14 protein-coding genes are annotated in these 17,378 nt (G+C 44.3%); 12 read left to right on the top strand and 2 right to left on the bottom strand.

From position 1 onward, the window contains the following. Window positions 1-50 precede the first annotated feature (50 nt). Both HUS61_RS12835 and HUS61_RS12830 read right to left on the bottom strand, forming a co-directional pair. On the bottom strand, window positions 51-713 hold the full coding sequence (locus tag HUS61_RS12835; protein ID WP_175082615.1) for a response regulator transcription factor: 663 nt from the start codon (window positions 711-713) through the stop codon (window positions 51-53). A gap of 112 nt (window positions 714-825) precedes the next feature. Next, window positions 826-3,117, bottom strand: coding sequence for a TonB-dependent receptor (locus HUS61_RS12830; protein WP_175082614.1), 2,292 nt, complete (start codon window positions 3,115-3,117; stop codon window positions 826-828). A gap of 295 nt (window positions 3,118-3,412) precedes the next feature. Between HUS61_RS12830 and HUS61_RS12825 the strand changes: the two genes are divergently transcribed. From HUS61_RS12825 to fusA, 12 genes are all read left to right on the top strand, one after another. Further along, window positions 3,413-4,714, top strand: coding sequence for a GntP family permease (locus HUS61_RS12825; RefSeq protein WP_054562937.1), 1,302 nt, complete (start codon window positions 3,413-3,415; stop codon window positions 4,712-4,714). A gap of 9 nt (window positions 4,715-4,723) precedes the next feature. Continuing rightward, entirely contained in the window at window positions 4,724-5,911 is a 1,188-nt protein-coding gene (locus tag HUS61_RS12820; protein ID WP_058586092.1) for a homoserine O-acetyltransferase, read from the top strand. Between the two features lie 4 nt (window positions 5,912-5,915). Next, a complete protein-coding gene (locus tag HUS61_RS12815; protein ID WP_054552326.1) occupies window positions 5,916-6,677 on the top strand; it encodes a 3-hydroxybutyrate dehydrogenase in 762 nt (253 codons plus the stop codon). A 9-nt stretch (window positions 6,678-6,686) separates the two neighbouring features. Further along, window positions 6,687-7,394: a CoA transferase subunit A gene (locus tag HUS61_RS12810; protein ID WP_063527828.1), complete on the top strand. Its 708-nt coding sequence runs from the start codon at window positions 6,687-6,689 to the stop codon at window positions 7,392-7,394. A gap of 11 nt (window positions 7,395-7,405) precedes the next feature. Next, the gene (locus HUS61_RS12805) at window positions 7,406-8,065 is read left to right on the top strand and encodes a 3-oxoacid CoA-transferase subunit B (RefSeq protein WP_054562936.1); all 660 of its coding nucleotides are present in this window, start codon (window positions 7,406-7,408) and stop codon (window positions 8,063-8,065) included. A 228-nt stretch (window positions 8,066-8,293) separates the two neighbouring features. Then, window positions 8,294-9,535, top strand: coding sequence for an OprO/OprP family phosphate-selective porin (locus HUS61_RS12800; RefSeq protein ID WP_175079423.1), 1,242 nt, complete (start codon window positions 8,294-8,296; stop codon window positions 9,533-9,535). A 12-nt stretch (window positions 9,536-9,547) separates the two neighbouring features. Continuing rightward, the gene (locus HUS61_RS12795; protein WP_370316435.1) at window positions 9,548-10,513 is read left to right on the top strand and encodes a tripartite tricarboxylate transporter substrate binding protein; all 966 of its coding nucleotides are present in this window, start codon (window positions 9,548-9,550) and stop codon (window positions 10,511-10,513) included. A 9-nt stretch (window positions 10,514-10,522) separates the two neighbouring features. Beyond that, the gene (locus HUS61_RS12790) at window positions 10,523-10,987 is read left to right on the top strand and encodes a tripartite tricarboxylate transporter TctB family protein (protein ID WP_175082613.1); all 465 of its coding nucleotides are present in this window, start codon (window positions 10,523-10,525) and stop codon (window positions 10,985-10,987) included. A 3-nt stretch (window positions 10,988-10,990) separates the two neighbouring features. After that, entirely contained in the window at window positions 10,991-12,529 is a 1,539-nt protein-coding gene (locus HUS61_RS12785) for a tripartite tricarboxylate transporter permease (protein ID WP_054552331.1), read from the top strand. Window positions 12,530-12,543: 14 nt separating this feature from the next. Beyond that, window positions 12,544-14,166 carry a sensor histidine kinase gene (locus HUS61_RS12780; RefSeq protein WP_175082612.1) on the top strand — a complete coding sequence of 541 codons (1,623 nt, stop codon included), beginning with the start codon at window positions 12,544-12,546 and terminating at the stop codon, window positions 14,164-14,166. A 37-nt stretch (window positions 14,167-14,203) separates the two neighbouring features. Then, a complete protein-coding gene (locus tag HUS61_RS12775) occupies window positions 14,204-14,932 on the top strand; it encodes a response regulator (RefSeq protein WP_054552333.1) in 729 nt (242 codons plus the stop codon). A 209-nt stretch (window positions 14,933-15,141) separates the two neighbouring features. Beyond that, window positions 15,142-17,229 carry an elongation factor G gene (gene fusA, locus HUS61_RS12770; RefSeq protein WP_054552334.1) on the top strand — a complete coding sequence of 696 codons (2,088 nt, stop codon included), beginning with the start codon at window positions 15,142-15,144 and terminating at the stop codon, window positions 17,227-17,229. The last annotated feature ends 149 nt before the right edge of the window (window positions 17,230-17,378 follow it).

Genomic DNA, 17,378 nt, shown 5'->3' with positions numbered 1-17,378 from the left:
TTTCCCACTACTGGGAAAGCGAGTTTTAAAACTGGGAGTGAATGCTTAAATTAGCTTTCTTCGATTTTGCCAACCTGCGAAAGCTGATTAAACAAAATGCCCGCTTGAGTACGGTTATAAACATTGAGTTTGCGTAAAATCGCTGACACATGTTGTTTGATTGTGGTTTCTTGAATCGACATTTCAAAGGCGATTTGTTTATTCAATAAACCGTCGGCAATCATCGCTAGTACGCGGTATTGCTGGGGGGTTAGTTTTTCGAGGTTACAAGCAAATTCGCTTTGTTCGTCGTTGATCACCACATCAGTTAAATCTACTTCAGGTGGTAACCAAGTGTCGCCATTGAGTACATGACTAATTGCTTCACTGATAACATCTAAAGAAGATGACTTAGGAATATAGCCTGCAGCGCCAAGGCTCATAGCTTGTTTGATTATGGCGGGTGTCTCATTGGCAGAGACCATGATCACTAAGATATCAGGGTAGTGGTTACGCAGTTGCGAAAGGGCTTGTAGGCCATTTGCACCTGGGATCGTAAGGTCTAAAAATATTAGTTCAATCTCAGGGTGAGCGCTTAACAGTGTAAACAAACCATCAATGTCACTGGTCTCTTTAATATGTTCTTCAGGCACTGATGTCGCGGCAGCTTGACGCAGCGCACTTCTAAATAACGGGTGATCATCGGCGATTATGGTGTTCACAGCTAAAGACATTCCCTCGATTCTCCAATGCGTTATGTTATAAGTGATTTTGCGCTTTGAAACAAGGTTTGCCTGAGGGGAAGTTTCAGACAAGCCTTTCTCACACAAGGATTTAGATTCTATTTTAGAAACGGTAACCAACAGTGAAGGCTACAGTGCGAGGGTCGCCGTAGTAACCAATCAGGGTATTATCACCACCTAAACCTGGAGTGTATTTGCTGATATCTGTTGGGTCTGTTGGATCAGGTGCCACGAATTGGTAACCACCAATCATGTACTCTTCATCCGTTAAGTTTTTACCGTAAAGACCTGCAGTCCAGTGACCATCTGTGCTGTACCAAGTGATACCCATATTAAAGATACCGTAAGCATCTTGCGTTAATAGGCTATCTTCTTCGAATAGCGCGTAGTCGCCTCTGTGGTAGTAGTTACCATTGATGACGAAGTCACCCATTTCTGTGTACATACGGTACGTTGCACCCAGATTAAAGGTTAAATCAGGTGTGTTTGATACCGTAAAGCGATCTGATTTATCGAATGCTTCACCGGTTTCTGGGTCGTAATCAATTACGTTATCGAAATTACTATCGATGTAACCTACTGATGCATCAAAGCTGAGTGATTCTGTTGCAACATAGTTAAGCTCAAGCTCAATACCATCTGATGTTGACTCACCAATGTTACCTAAACGCTGGTTTAGATCTGCATCTGTTTCACCAGGTAAGACGGAAATATATTGGCGATCTTTATGGTCAAGTGAGAATAAGGTAACGTTTGCACGTAAGTTGTTATTCCACTCACTCTTCATGCCGATTTCGAATGAATCAACGATTTCTGGTTTTGCAGCAGGCTCAGCCGTGCTTGCTCGTGGGTTGAAAGTACCTGATTTAAAGCCTTGCGCATAACTTGCAAAGAACATGATGTCGTTTGAATACTGATATTCAACACCTGCGCGCGGTGTGAAGCGTGACCATTCTTCCTCATCATCGAGTACCGTTGGTACAAGTTGACCTTCTGGGCGAGTGTAACCAGGGATCCAATCTGATTCAGGGTAGACTGTATCAAAAATTAAACCGTTATAAACATTCGCCTCTTTTTTGTCCTTAGTGTAACGTGCGCCGAGTGTCATTGACCATTTATCGGTTAAGTCAATCGAGCTTTGGATATACGCTGCTTTACTGTTTGAGTTACTACAGCCACCTGTTTCACGAGTTAAGCTTGGACCACCTAGTGCCTGACCTAATACTTTTAAGATAGCTTGGAATTGACCGCAAGATTCACCATCATAGTAGTAAAGGCCCGAAACCAGTTTATAGTTATCGCCTTGATGATTTAGCTGTAACTCATGAGTGGTTTGCTCATCATCGTAAATAGCAGGTACATCGAAAATTTGAATTGACGTGTTATCAAAGTCGATATTAGTCGGTGAGTAGCTCTCACGGCTTGAACCAATATATTTAATGCTAGTGCTGTCAGTCATATCCCAACGAGCAGTTAGGCTATAGCCTTCTAGTTCAACCTTGTTCCATGTTGGTAAGCTGGTGTAAGAGTCATACACGCTGTCTGGAACTGGCGCATCAGTAAGAATACTTGGTAGTAAACGGTAACCACCTTTTGCGTTTGATTTGTCTTCTGTTTTATCCCACGCGAAACGGAAGAATAAGTCGTCAGTCGGAGTGTATTCGAGTGTAACGCGCGCTGCGGTTACGTCTTTGTTGTAGTTTTCGCGGTCTTGGTTATCAAGAGAAGACGTTAAAAACTCGCCAAAGCCATCACGGTTAAGCGTTGCAAAACCAAAGCCCACGTAAAGCTTTTCGTCAACAATTGGTAATTGGCCAGTAATTTTTAAATCTTTTTGGTTATAGCTACCTACAGTGCCTTGAATATTTAAGGTTGCATCACCGCTCATTTCTTTGGTGACGTATTTAATCGCACCACCGATGGTATTTTTACCGTAAAGCGTCCCTTGTGGACCACGTAATACTTCGATTTGTTGCACATCAAGAAGGTCAAGCACGGCACCCTGTGGACGAGCAAGGTAGACATCATCGATATAAATACCTACGCCTGGCTCATACCCCCAAAGAGGATCTTGCTGACCTACACCACGAATAAACGCGGTAATTGTAGAGTTAGTACCACGGCTTGCTTGCAGGGTGGTATTTGGCGAGAACTGTTGAACTTCGGTCATAACGACGATGCCATTTTCTGCCAGTTCCTCAGCACCCACTGAGGTTACAGCAACAGGAACTTCTTGCAGGTTTTCAACAGTTTTACGTGCTGTTACCTGAATACGTTCAAGTTCACCTTTTTTTGCTGCAGGTTCGGCTTGTTCTGCCGCTTGAGCACTGACACCTGCCAAAGCAAGTGATACAGCCAGAGTAAGTGGCGCGACTTTTGGGTTAAGCTTTATCATGTTGTATTCCTTGTTATTGTTGTCATTAGTCTTATGGCCACTCACATTGATGTTGCCGAAGACTTAATAAGATTTGCCCGTGTCACCTGTCAATTAATGTAGAAGATAGTTGCAGAAATTGAATTAGTACCATAGTGCTATACCCGCCACAGCCCTTTATTTATCAAGCAATTAAGCTATTTTTAAAGCAGATAGTACCTTAGTGTTATGTATTTTTTGAACGCTTAGGGTAAGACTGAAAGCATTATTCCGATGTCACCTCATCTGTGTAATAACAATAATTATAGGAATGTCTATGCTGAGCATGATAGGACTGTTAGGCGGTTTAATACTGCTGATCATTTTAACGCTGCGTGGGGTAAATTTATTTATCGCTGCGCCAATCTGTGCACTGTTAGTTGCACTTAGTAGTGGCATGGCCATTTTCCCTGTATCGGCAGATACAAACTTTATTAACGCCTATATGGATGGCTTTGCAGGCTTCTTAAGTGCGTGGTTCTTTATGTTCTTACTGGGGTCGTTATTTGGTAAGTTCATGGAAGACACCGGTGCTGCAGACAGTGTTGCAAGCTACATTGTGGGTAAACTTGGTATGAAACACGCCGTTCTTGCGGTTGTGATTGCCTGTGCAGTTTTAACCTATGGTGGCGTGAGCGTCTTTATCGTTGCGTTTTCTGTTTACCCAATGGCATTGAGTCTGTTTAAAGATGCAAATTTACCGCGCCGCTTTATTCCAGCAACGCTGGCATTTGGTTCGGTGACCTTTACCATGACCTCAGCAGGCTCGCCAGAAATTCAAAACTGGATCCCGGTTAAACACCTTGGTACGTCACCTTATGCAGCATGGGAAGTGAGCTTAGTGGTGGCTATTTTCATGGCGACAGCAGGTTACTTTTGGTTAAACAAGATGATCAAAAAGGCCGTTGCTAACGGCGAAACCTTTGAAGCGCGCGATGATGATCCTGTCATTATTGAGCGTCGTCGTCCGCATCCAATTACGGGTGTGATCCCGCTGATCGTGGTGCTACTTTTATCATTTACGCTACATGATGTACTACAGCAAACAGCGCTTATTGTTGCCTTACTTGGTGGTGTACTGAGTATTGTGATTATTAACTTCAAGCATTTTCACGATATGGGTAACGCCATTAATGTTGGTACAACTGGCGCTTTAGTGGCAATCGGTAATACCGCTGCTGTGGTTGGCTTTGGCGCTGTGGCGAAAGTATCACCAGCATTTACCGCCGCTGTCGATGTGATGACCCATATGCCGGGGAATGAGTTGGTTGGTGCTGCGGTTGCGGTCAGTGTGATTGCTGGTTTAACTGGCTCTGCTTCTGGCGGACAAGCCATCGCATTACCACTTGTCGCACCAGGTTATTTAGATATGGGCGTAAACCCTGAACAACTGCACCGAGTAGTGGCGATTAGCTCTGGAGCCCTAGATACCTTGCCGCATAATGGTTATGTGGTCACAACAATACGCGCTATCTGTAAAGAAACGCATCAACGAGCGTATTGGTCAATGGCAGCACTCACTGCGGTTATTCCGCTTATCGGTGTCGCATTGGCACTTGGACTCTTTATTATCTTTTAAGGAACAGCAATGAAAACCAAATTAATAATTTTGCTATGGCTGGTTGTATTTAGTAGCACTGCGTTTGGCGCTGCAAATAAAGCCGACACCATGCTGGTGGAAAAACAGCATTTTACGACAAAAGATTTTACCACCGTGTCTGGTGTGACGTTAGAGCAAGTGGATATTGGCTGGGAAAGCTACGGAAAACTAAACGCCAATAAAGATAACGTGATTTTAATCACTCATTATTTCTCTGGTACTTCTCATGCTGCAGGTAAATATAAAGCGGATGATGCCCTACCGGGTTATTGGGATGCGATTATCGGCCCAGGTAAAGCTATCGATACGAATAAATATTATGTGATTAGCTCAGATACTTTAGTGAATGCCAACTGGCATGATGAAAATGTAATCACCACAGGCCCTGCATCAACTAATCCAAAAACAGGCAAACCTTATGGCTTAGATTTTCCTGTGGTTACGATTACTGACTTTGTGAATGTGCAAAAGCGTTTACTCGACAGCCTAGGTATCACTAAATTACATGCTGTGATGGGCGCATCAATGGGCTCGTTTCAAGCACTTGAGTGGGCAACACGTTACCCAGATAAAGTAGAGCGTTTAATTCATGTGATTGGCGCTGCAACGATGGATGCATGGACAGTCGCTGCACTTGAAAAATGGGCGTTACCAATTCGTTTAGATAAAAATTGGCAGCAAGGTAATTACTACGGCAAAGAGCGCCCGTTAGATGGCTTAGCGGCAACCATGCTTAATATTACGCAAGATGCGATGCATCCTATTATTTATAACGCGAGCTTCCCTGACTTTAATGTATTGGATGAAGGTGCATTAAAAGATATTCGTACCTTGCCTAAGTTAAACCAAGTACTCGCTCAGCGCGCAATGGCACGAGCGAAAACGCAAGATGCCAACCATGTACTTTATTTGGTCCGGGCATCACAGTTATTTACCGCTGGCATGCAAAGTGATTTAACAACGGCACTTAAAAATGTCTCTGCCAAAACATTATTACTACCCGCAACGAATGACTTACTGCTTCGCCCTGAAAACATGCGTACAGTGTTTGACACCATGAAAGCGGCAGGTAAAGACGTTGAGATTTCAGAAATTGAAGGGGGCTGGGGACACCTTGATGGTATTTTCTCAATCACCCCTAAAGCGCAGCTTATCAGTGAGTTTTTAGAGGAGTAGCCCGATGAGCAAAACAGTTTTAATTACCGGTGCAGCCAGTGGTATTGGTCTCTATGTTGCCCAGCAACTGGCGATGCAGGGTCACACTATTATTGTGACTGATTTAAATCAGCAAGCAGCACAACAAGCGGCAGCAGGCATTGTTGAACAAGGCGGCAGCGCCGAAGGGTATGCACTTAATGTGGCTGATAGTGATGCAATAGAGCAATTTTTTACTGAGCTTAATCAGCCAATTGATGTACTTATTAATAATGCAGGTATTCAGCACGTTGCGAAGCTTGAAGATTTTCCGGCTGATAAATGGCAGTTCTTACAGCAAGTTATGCTCGTTGGTCCGGCGATGATGACCAAGGCGGTACTCCCTCGCATGCGTGAGCAAGATTTTGGTCGCATCATTAATATTGGCTCAATTCATGCCATGGTGGCTTCTAAATATAAGTCGGCTTATATCGCTGCAAAACATGGCTTAATCGGTTTTGCTAAAACCATGGCACTCGAAACGGGTGATGCCAACATCACGATTAATACCGTGTGCCCAGCGTATGTAAAAACACCGCTTGTGGAGCAACAAATTGCCTCGCAAGCTAAAGAACATGGCATTTCGGAGCAACAAGTGATCGACACAATTATGCTAGCACCGATGCCGAAAAAAGCATTTATCGGCTTAGATGAGATCCTGCATACCGTTAGCTTTTTAATGGCCGATGCAGCACGCAATATTACCGCCCAAGCAATCGCCATTGATGGCGGTTGGACTGCACAGTAGGAGGAGCCAATGGCAGGTTTTGATAAAGTAGTTACAAGTTACAGCGAAGCGATGGCTGGTCTTGAAGATGGCATGACAGTGATAGCCGGTGGTTTTGGCTTATGTGGTATTCCTGAAGGACTGATTGCGCAAATTAAACGTCAAGGCACCCGAGATTTAACAGTGGTATCGAATAACTGTGGCGTTGATGGTTTTGGTTTAGGAGTGCTACTTGAAGACAAGCAAATCAGTAAGATGGTTGCCTCTTACGTTGGTGAAAACGCGCTATTTGAGCAGCAACTATTAAATGGTGAACTTGAAGTTGAGCTCACACCGCAAGGCACTTTAGCTGAAAAAATGCGTGCTGGTGGTGCGGGTATTCCTGCATTTTATACCGCAACGGGTGTCGGTACTCCGGTGGCTGACGGTAAAGAAACTCGCAATATTAATGGTCGCGATTATTTATTAGAGCCAAGCATTACTGGCGACTTTGCGATAGTTAAAGCGTGGAAAGCAGATCGCTACGGTAACTGTATTTATCGTCATACGGCGATGAACTTTAATCCGATGGCAGCAACCGCAGGCAAAATTACGGTTCTTGAAGTTGAAGAAATTGTTGAGCCAGGGGAGCTAGAGCCAAGCCAAATTCATACGCCGGGTATCTATATTGACCGAGTGATTAAAGGTGAATTTGAAAAACGCATCGAGAAAGTTACCACTAAGCAAGAGAATCAATAAGGAGCACGCTGATGGCATTATCACGAGAACAAATCGCTAAACGCGTGGCGATGGAACTACAGGATGGTTACTACGTTAACTTAGGCATAGGTATTCCAACCTTGGTCGCTAATTATGTCCCTGATGGCATCGAAGTGATGCTGCAATCTGAAAATGGTTTACTCGGTATGGGGCCATACCCAAGTGCAGACCAAGTTGATGCCGATATGATCAACGCAGGTAAAGAAACGGTCACCGCTGCAACGGGGGCGGCTATATTTAGCTCCGCAGAAAGCTTTGCCATGATCCGCGGCGGCCACGTTGATTTAACCGTGCTGGGTGCCTTTGAAGTGGACCAAAACGGCAACATTGCCAGTTGGATGATCCCGAAAAAGTTGGTTAAAGGGATGGGCGGTGCGATGGATTTAGTAGCCGGTGCTAAAAACATTATTTGTACCATGACCCATGCCAACAAGCATGGTGAATCAAAACTGCTGACCGAATGTAGTTTGCCGTTAACGGGTGTTGGTTGTATCAATAAAGTGATCACCGATTTGGCTCTTTTAGAAATAAAAGACGGTGCATTTCATTTATTAGAGCGTGCCCCGGGTGTCTCGGTTGATGAGATTATTGCTAAAACACAGGGCAAACTTATTGTCTCTGGTGACGTTCCTGAGATGACTTTTAGCTAGTTTTGCGACTTTTAAGCAGCTAATTTGCCTAGATTTTATACTAACCCCCCAGTAATGTGCTTTTTGTTCATGAGTTTTATGAACAAAAAGCCATTTATCACCATCAATGCAACTTACCCCCTAAACATTTCGTTAATCTATCGTTAACACTATGCTCCAAACCAGATCGCCGTTTGCAGTAGGCCGATCAACGACAACAAATAATTATAATCTGGTGTGGAGTAATTCATGAAAGCAAGTAACACACAGCTCGCTTTAGCCGTTGCAGCGGCGTTAGCAAGTACATCAGCATTCGCACAAAGCGACACTGAACAACTACAGCAACAACTCGATGCACTTCAAAAAGAAGTGGATTCATTAAAAACATCTAGCGGCTTCAACCTAGAATTTGGTGGTCGCGTGCAACTTGATTACAACTATTTCGACGGTGCTTACAATGCCGACAATGATGGCGCTGGAGGCAGCGACTTCTTCCCACGTCGTATCCGTACTTATGTTGAAAGTGAACATGGCAACTGGGATCACAAATTACTACTCGAATTTTCTGAAGGCACGGCTGAAATCGTGTTAGCGCGGGTACGTTATGCATTCGACAACGGCTTAAAAGTAAAAGCCGGTAAAATCCGTGAAGACATGTCGCTCAATGCGCTAACCAGTTCTAAACACATTAATACTATTGAGCGTAGCACCCTTGCTAACACCTTCTCGCCTTTCTTCCGCTGGGGTATCTCGGCTTATCAATACTTTAAAGATTCAGGCTTACGTTACGCCGTGGGTGTTTACAAAAACGATGCGTTTGGTGCATCGGGCCATGACGAAGATGACAAACTAACATTGGCTGTAACAGGTCGCTTAACCTGGTCAAGTGCAGCGCCGGGTGATGTGATTCATTTAGGTGCTTGGCACTCTTATCGTGATATGGGCGACAATGATTTGAGCGCTCGTTTTGCCCGTGGTGAAGTGCGTGAAACCAATGTTCGCTTAGTGGATTACGCAGTCGGTGGTGAAGCCGCAGCGCTAAATAGCATGTCGCAAAGCGGTCTTGAGTTTGCCTACCAAGCTAATGCATTCACTCTAGAGGCTGAATATGCCAGCCGCTACCTCGATACGGTTGATAGTAGCAACGAACTTGATGGTGAACGTTTTGATGGCTTTCATGTATCGGCAAGTTACTTCTTAGGTGGTGAGCAGCGCCGTTACAAAGCAGGCTCAGCATTATTTGTACAACCGAAAGGGATTAAAGATGCATGGGAGCTTGTTGCCCGTGTGTCACAAATGAACGCTAGCAGCAAACAGCAAGGTACCGACGTAACCACTTATACATTAGGCACATCATATTACCTAAGCAGCGATATCAAATTTATGGGCAACCTGATTTACAGCGATGTTGATGGTGCCGGTGCTTCTACGCTGGTAGGTGATGAAGATTCAGGTATGGGCATCAGTGCTCGTATGCAGTACTTATTTTAGGAGTCGTGCATTATGACTATGTTTAAATCATTAAAAAGATCTGTTTTAGCAGCTTCATTATTAGTAGCCAGCCCACTGGCTTTAGCAAACTTACACTTTTTGGTACCGGGTGGCCCAGGCGGCGGTTGGGATACCACCGCGCGTGGTGTCGGTGAAGCAATGGTAAAAGCGGGCATTGAAGACAATGCATCGTTTCAGAATATGTCGGGCGGCGGCGGTGGCCGTGCAATTGCTTACTTGATTGAATCGGGCACTAAAAAAGGCGATATGTTGATGGTTAACTCAACGCCTATCGTACTGCGCGCATTATCAGGCAAAATTCCTTACAGCTATCGCGATTTAACACCCGTTGCCAGCATGATTGCTGATTATGGTGCGTTTGTTGTGCGTAATGACTCGCCATTTAAAACATGGCAAGACGTTATTGATGCAATGAAAAAAGACCCAGGCTCTGTAAAAGTAGCAGGTGGCTCTGCGCGCGGCAGCATGGATCACTTAGTGGCTGCACAAGCGGTTAAAGCGGCGGGTCTTGATGGTCGTCGATTACGTTACATTCCTTACGATGCCGGTGGTAAAGCGAAAGCTGGTTTATTGTCGGGTGAGGTCAACTTACTTTCAACAGGCTTAAGTGAAGCACTCGAAGTCGCTAATGGTGGTCAGGCACGTATTTTAGCGGTGACTTCTGCAGATAAATTGCCAGATTACCCAGCAATTCCAACCTTAAAGTCGCTAGGTTACGACATGGAGTTCGTAAACTGGCGCGGCTTTTTTGCAACCCCAGATTTACCAGCAGACAAACTTGCCGAGTACACAGAAAAGCTACGTAAGTTGCAACAAACCCCTGAATGGGAAGCGGTTCGTGCCCGCAATGGTTGGCTAAATCTATTTCAAGAAAAAGAAGCGTTTATTAAATCGCTTGAGCAGCAAGAAGCGCAATTACGCGTTGTAATGAAAGAACTTGGTTTTATCCGAGGCTAAGGTTAGACGATGTTAAACCGTGAACTAATTGGACCGAGTTTATTCTTGGTCCTCTTTACCCTCTACGCCCTTGTGGCTTGGAAAATTCCACTTATGCCATTTGAAGAGTACGAAAGCGTTACTTCTGCAACCTTACCAAAAGTGTATGCAGTATTTGGTATCGTGGTGTGTGTACTTTCGATTGGTGCCAACTTATTAAAGCAAGCGCCAGCAGAAAAAGCAGAGCTACTCAGTAAGGGCAACTTACTACGTACCTTTGCACTGCTGGTTTTAATGGTTGCTTATAGCGCCATGCTTGAACCGTTCGGCTTTTTAATTGCCACCAGTGCATTTTTAATTACGGGCTTTTTTATCATGGGCGAACGCCGTAAGGCAGTGTTGTTGTTTGCTTCTGTGCCTGTGGCCGTGGTTTTTTGGTTTTTAATGACACAAGTACTGGGCATTTACTTAGTACCTGGCAATCTGTGGAGTTAAGTTATGCTTGATGGAATTATGTTAGGTTTGTCGACCGTACTCGACTGGAACAACTTGTTATATGTGATCGTAGGCTGCTTTGTTGGCACGTTCATCGGTATGCTACCTGGCCTTGGCCCAATTACCGCGATTGCGTTGATGATCCCGATCACTTACAGCATCGGTGCTGATTCGGGCATGATTTTAATGGCCGGTGTTTACTACGGGGCTATATTCGGTGGCTCTACTTCTTCTATTTTGATTAATGCGCCGGGTGTGGCGGGTACGGTAGCGTCATCGTTTGATGGCTACCCGCTAGCAAAGCAGGGTAAGGCAGGTAAAGCCCTTGCGATTGCAGCTTATTCATCCTTTATAGGCGGGACGATTGGCGCCATTTTATTGATGGTGGCTGCGCCATTATTAGCGAAAGTGTCATTAAGTTTCCAATCGCCTGATTATGTTGTACTGATGTTTTTAGGCTTAACGGCCATTGCCGCGTTCTCTAATAAAGGGCAATTTTTAAAAGCTATGATGATGACGGTATTTGGTTTAATGCTGGCAACGGTAGGTATTGATCCCTCTTCAGGTACCGAGCGCTTTACTTTTGGCCAAGCTGATTTATTAGATGGTATTAGCTTTTTATTAGTAGCAATGGCAACGTTTGCGTTGGCTGAGGCGCTGATTAATGTGGCACGCCCTGAAGCTGAACCAGATAAAAAAATTGATGATCCTGATACGCCAAAAATTGGTTCAACAAAACTGACTAAAGAAGAAGTAAAAGACATGGCTCCTGTAGTTGGGCGCTCATCTTTACTTGGCTTTATTGTCGGTGTTTTACCGGGCGCAGGGGCAACCATTGCCAGCTTTATGGCCTATGCCACTGAGCGTAACCTTGCTCCAAAGGCGCTGAAAGATAAATTTGGTAAGGGCTCAATGCGTGGCTTAGCGGCACCTGAGTCAGCTAATAATGCAGCCTGTACTGGCTCATTTGTACCATTACTGACTTTAGGTATTCCGGGCTCTGGTACAACAGCGATCATGCTAGGTGCATTAATTGCCTACGGTATTCAGCCGGGCCCTATGTTAATGCAAGAAAACCCAAGCGTGTTTTGGGCAGTTATTGTTAGTATGTACTTTGGCAATATTGTACTGCTGATTTTGAATCTGCCGTTGATCCCATATTTCGCTAAAGTGTTGGCAATGCCTAAATCTGTGCTGACAGTAATGATTTTATTCTTCAGCCTGATTGGTGTGTACTTAGTGTCATTTAACACCTTTGATTTATTTATGATGGTGGGCTTTGCGCTGGTGGCTTTGGTGCTTCGATTATTAGCTTTCCCGATGGCGCCTTTATTACTGGGCTTTATACTCGGTGATATGATTGAGCGAAACTTCCGTCGTGCCATGATGATTTCAGATGGTTCACTAAGCTTTTTATGGGACCGCCCATTAACACTGAGTATTTTTGTGATTTCGATCTTAGTGTTGTTGTTCCCGCTGAAAGACTATATTGTCCAACGTCGTAAAGAAAAAGCAGCTACGCAAGCAGAGCAACATGCGTAGAACAAGGCACTGATATGAGATACACCAATAAGCTAAACCCATTTCAGCATGTGGTTAAAAAACCTAAGCGCTTAGAAACGCGGCTCATCATTTGGGTTACCGGTCTATGTGTTTTACAGGCTGTATTGTTTGGCGCTTTGGTGTATCAGATCACTGCAGAAAGCTTACATAACCACATGGGTGATAAAGCGCTTGCGCTCGCAACCAGTATTGCCTCACGGGATGACGTGCAAAACGCATTGCAAACCAAGCAAGGGCTTGATGAGTTAAATACGCAAATAGAGCATATTCGTGAACTAACCGCAGCTAGCTTTATCGTGATTGGCGATAACAATACCCGCCGCATTGTTCACCCAGACCCCGACAAGCTAGGTAAGCCGATGGTGGGTGGTGATAGTAAAGCGGCGCTACGTGGTGAGCGTTATGTGTCGATCGCAAAAGGAAGTTTGGGCGAGTCTATTCGTGGCAAAGTCCCCGTGCTTTCAGAGCAGGGCGAAGTTATTGGCTTAGTTTCGGTTGGCTTTTTAGTGCAATCAATTGAACCGCTTATTCGTGCTCGCAGTGCTGAAATTATGCTTTGGGGTTTGTTGTTAGTCGGTTTAAGTATTTTGGCCGCGGTGTATATTGGTCAACGGGTTCGTAATGCTATTTTTGGGTTACAGCCTGACGAAATAGCACGGTTGTTCTCTGAGCAAGATGCTATTTTGAATACTGTTCGTAGCGGCATTATCGCCCTCGATCCTGAGGGTAATGTACGTAACTTAAACCAGCGTGCCTGCGAAATCCTCGGTAAACCGACCAGCTGTATTCATCAGCCACTTAAGCTTGCAGACTTACTTCCAGAACATAGCGAGTTTTTAATGCATAACCAACAGCGTCCGATTGTTGGTTTTGAATTATTTGCCGCCGATAAACGCATTGTGTTGTCGCGATATGCATTGCAAGTGCAAGGTCAGGCTGATGGCATTTTGCTGAGTATGCGCCCTGCGGATGAGCTTGAATATTTATCGCAGCAATTAACCAAAGTGCAAGCCTTTGCTGAGTTATTACGAGTGCAAACGCATGATTACTCGAACAAGCTAAACTTAATTGGTGCGTTAATTCAGATGGGGCAAACGGATCAGGCGATTGAGCTAATTGGTCAAGAAAGTAAAGGCTCGCAAGCGCAGATCCATCATCTGCTCGAAAGGATCCAAGATCCGGTACTAGCAGGTTTATTGGTTGGTAAATACCATAAAGCCCGTGAATTAAACGTGATACTTGAGCTTAATCCAGATAGCTTATTAGGATCGATCACCCGTAAAGATATGCTTGAACGGGTTGTCTCGATACTTGGCAATTTGATTGATAACGCAATTGAAGCTGCTATTCGAGCTAGTGATACACGTACCCCTAAGGTTCGTGTTACGGTTGACGAAACCAGTAAAACATTATTGTTTGATGTTGAAGACAGCGGCTTTGGTTTAGGCGATGACAAGGATGTGATATTTACACCACAATACAGTTCTAAGTCAGGGGCAGAGCATGGTATTGGTCTTTATTTAGTTAAAACCAACTTAGATTCGTGTCGTGGTAGTTTAGAAATAGGTGAGTCTGATCTGATGGGGGCACGCTTAAGTGTCTACATTCCAAAATAATAAAAAATGATCAGCCTATAAATAAAAGGTAAAGAACATGACTTACTCAGTTGTCATTGTTGAAGACGAAGTAGAAGTAGCCCAATTATTGGCGCAATACTTATTACTTCCTCATGGCGTTGCTGGCCAACAAGGGGCACGGCAAACTCTACGTCAGGGGCAATATCAGGTTGTTGGTATTGCAGGCAATCTTGCCACTGCGAAAGCGCTATTATCGGCGATTAATGCCGATTTAATTTTGCTCGATATTCATTTACCCGATGGCAATGGTCTTGATTTACTTAATGAATTACGCCGCGAAGAAATGAAAAGCGAAGTAATGCTATTAACCGCAGCAAAAGAAGTAGAAACACTGGAAAAAGCCATGCAACTTGGTGCCTGTGACTTCTTAGTAAAACCATTAATGCTAAATCGTTTAGATCAAGCGCTGGCGCGATTCGAAGCAAGGCAACAATGTTTGTCAGATGCTGATGAAGTAACCCAATCTATGGTCGATACTTTATTTGGATCGCAAGAACAGTTAAAAGCCCCGGTCAGGTTGCCAAAAGGGGTGGATCAGCTTACTTTGCAAAAGATCTTAAAAGCTTTTAAAGCGAATATTGGCACGGCTTTTACTGCTCAGCAAATGGGTGATTTAGTCGGCGTAAGCCGCTCAACAGCCCGTCGTTACCTTGAATACTTGCTTGAAGCTGAGCAAGTCAGTGCTGATCAGAGCTACGGAAGTATCGGGCGACCCGAGCGTTGTTATAAAATGACAAGTAGCTAATCACATCATTTAATTGCCAAATCAGCGCTAAATTAGCGATTTTAGTAGCATAAACTCACTGTTTGGCACGTTAAAAAGTGCCGCTTATCCTGAGCATAGAAAAATTTTATAAAATTGATTGCATTTTAAGCGACTTCGATGGTGATGTTCGCTTTAAGTAATGCTATACTCCCGCCGAATAATTTTTCGACTTTATTAAGAGTAAAATAATGGCAGATTTATCGAAGTACAGAAATATTGGTATTTTCGCCCACGTTGACGCGGGTAAAACTACCACCACTGAGCGTATCCTTAAGCTTACGGGTAAAATTCATAAGACTGGTGAGGTACACGACGGTGAGTCTACTACTGACTTCATGGAACAAGAAGCTGAGCGCGGTATTACAATCCAATCAGCAGCTGTAACTTGTGAGTGGAAAGGCCACCGCTTAAACGTTATCGATACTCCGGGACACGTTGACTTCACAGTAGAAGTATACCGTTCACTTAAAGTACTAGACGGTGGTATCGGTGTATTCTGTGGTTCTGGTGGTGTTGAGCCGCAGTCAGAAACTAACTGGCGTTATGCGAACGAATCAGAAGTTGCACGTGTAATCTTCGTTAACAAATTAGACCGTATGGGTGCTGATTTCTACCGCGTTGTAGGTCAAGTTGAGAAAGTACTAGGTGCTAACCCACTAGTTATGACTTTACCAATCGGTATCGAAGACCAATTCATTGGTGTTGTAGACGTACTTGAGAAAAAAGCATACGTTTGGGATGACACTGGTCTTCCTGAAAACTACGAAGTACAAGACGTTCCAGCTGACATGGTAGACAAAGTTGACGAATACCATGAGATGCTTGTTGAGTCTGCTGTTGAGCAAGACGAAGACCTAATGATGGCTTACATGGAAGGTGAAGAGCCTTCTCTAGAAGACATCAAACGTTGTATCCGTAAAGGTACTCGTGATCTTGCGTTCTTCCCAACATACTGTGGTTCTGCATTCAAAAACAAAGGTATGCAGTTAGTACTAGACGCGGTTGTAGATTACCTACCTTCGCCTACAGAAGTTGACCCACAACCTCTAACTGATCCTGAAACAGGTGAGCCTACTGGTGAAGTAGCAACTGTTTCTGCAGATGAGCCACTTAAAGCGTTAGCGTTCAAAATCATGGACGACCGTTTCGGTGCACTTACGTTCATCCGTATCTACGCTGGTCGCATGAAGAAAGGTGACACAATCCTTAACTCAGCAACTGGTAAAACAGAGCGTATCGGCCGTATGGTTGAGATGCAAGCTGACGAGCGTAACGAACTTACTGAAGCACAAGCGGGTGACATCATCGCTGTTGTTGGTATGAAGAACGTTCAAACTGGTCACACTCTTTGTGATCCTAAGCACGAATGTACACTTGAAGCGATGATCTTCCCTGATCCAGTTATCTCAATCGCTGTTGCTCCTAAAGACAAAGGCGGTAACGAGAAGATGGGTATCGCGATCGGTAAGATGGTTGCAGAAGATCCTTCATTCCAAGTTGAAACTGATGAAGATTCAGGCGAAACCATCCTTAAAGGTATGGGTGAGCTTCACTTAGATATCAAAGTAGATATCCTTAAGCGTACTTACGGCGTAGACCTAGTTGTTGGTCAACCTCAGGTTGCTTACCGTGAAACTATCACGAAAGAAATCGAAGATAGCTACACGCATAAGAAACAATCTGGTGGTTCTGGTCAATTCGGTAAGATCGATTACCGCATCAAGCCAGGCGAGCAAAACTCAGGCTTCACGTTCTCTTCATCAGTTGTTGGTGGTAACGTACCTAAAGAATTCTGGCCTGCAGTTGAGAAAGGCTTCGCATCAATGATGCAAGAAGGTGTTCTAGCTGGCTTCCCAGTATTAGACGTTGAAGTTGAGCTTTTCGACGGTGCTTTCCACGCAGTTGACTCATCAGCAATCGCGTTCGAAATCGCTGCTAAAGGCGCTTTCCGTCAGTCTATCCCTAAAGCGGGTGCACAACTTCTTGAGCCAATCATGAAAGTTGACGTATTCACTCCGGAAGACAACGTAGGTGACGTAATCGGTGACCTTAACCGTCGTCGTGGTATGATCAAAGACCAAGAAGCTGGCGCAATGGGCGTTCGCATCAAGGGTGATGTACCACTTTCTGAAATGTTCGGTTACATCGGCCACTTACGTACTATCACTTCTGGTCGTGGTCAGTTCTCTATGGAGTTCTCACACTACGCACCATGTCCTGCAAACGTTGCTGAAACAGTAATCGCTGCAGAAAAAGAGAAAAAAGCTGCTAAGTAATTAGCCTTTTAACTTCTTTTAAAAAACCCGCACTTGTTGCGGGTTTTTTATTGCCTAAAAATCGTAAATGTATTGTCGTAATCTTTTCGATTACAAAGTAATCATTTCTTTCCTTTGTATGTTAATTAACCATTCAGCTTTGAGTTATT

This window comes from Pseudoalteromonas sp. 0802 (genome assembly GCF_013350085.1).
GTDB lineage: Bacteria > Pseudomonadota > Gammaproteobacteria > Enterobacterales > Alteromonadaceae > Pseudoalteromonas.
Note: the sequence above shows the minus strand (reverse complement) of the source record. Positions and strands in the feature narration are given on the sequence as shown.

Bases quoted from the DNA above. Each gene is read 5' to 3' on its own strand.
- HUS61_RS12780 (WP_175082612.1), top strand. From the start codon at position 12,544: ATGAGATACACCAATAAGCTAAACCCATTTCAGCATGTGGTTAAAAAA.
- HUS61_RS12805 (WP_054562936.1), top strand. From the start codon at position 7,406: ATGGCATTATCACGAGAACAAATCGCTAAACGCGTGGCGATGGAACTA.
- HUS61_RS12815 (WP_054552326.1), top strand. From the start codon at position 5,916: ATGAGCAAAACAGTTTTAATTACCGGTGCAGCCAGTGGTATTGGTCTC.
- fusA (WP_054552334.1), top strand. From the start codon at position 15,142: ATGGCAGATTTATCGAAGTACAGAAATATTGGTATTTTCGCCCACGTT.
- HUS61_RS12775 (WP_054552333.1), top strand. From the start codon at position 14,204: ATGACTTACTCAGTTGTCATTGTTGAAGACGAAGTAGAAGTAGCCCAA.
- HUS61_RS12800 (WP_175079423.1), top strand. From the start codon at position 8,294: ATGAAAGCAAGTAACACACAGCTCGCTTTAGCCGTTGCAGCGGCGTTA.
- HUS61_RS12810 (WP_063527828.1), top strand. From the start codon at position 6,687: ATGGCAGGTTTTGATAAAGTAGTTACAAGTTACAGCGAAGCGATGGCT.
- HUS61_RS12820 (WP_058586092.1), top strand. From the start codon at position 4,724: ATGAAAACCAAATTAATAATTTTGCTATGGCTGGTTGTATTTAGTAGC.
- HUS61_RS12830 (WP_175082614.1), bottom strand. From the start codon at position 3,117: ATGATAAAGCTTAACCCAAAAGTCGCGCCACTTACTCTGGCTGTATCA.
- HUS61_RS12795 (WP_370316435.1), top strand. From the start codon at position 9,548: ATGACTATGTTTAAATCATTAAAAAGATCTGTTTTAGCAGCTTCATTA.
- HUS61_RS12790 (WP_175082613.1), top strand. From the start codon at position 10,523: ATGTTAAACCGTGAACTAATTGGACCGAGTTTATTCTTGGTCCTCTTT.
- HUS61_RS12835 (WP_175082615.1), bottom strand. From the start codon at position 713: ATGTCTTTAGCTGTGAACACCATAATCGCCGATGATCACCCGTTATTT.
- HUS61_RS12785 (WP_054552331.1), top strand. From the start codon at position 10,991: ATGCTTGATGGAATTATGTTAGGTTTGTCGACCGTACTCGACTGGAAC.
- HUS61_RS12825 (WP_054562937.1), top strand. From the start codon at position 3,413: ATGCTGAGCATGATAGGACTGTTAGGCGGTTTAATACTGCTGATCATT.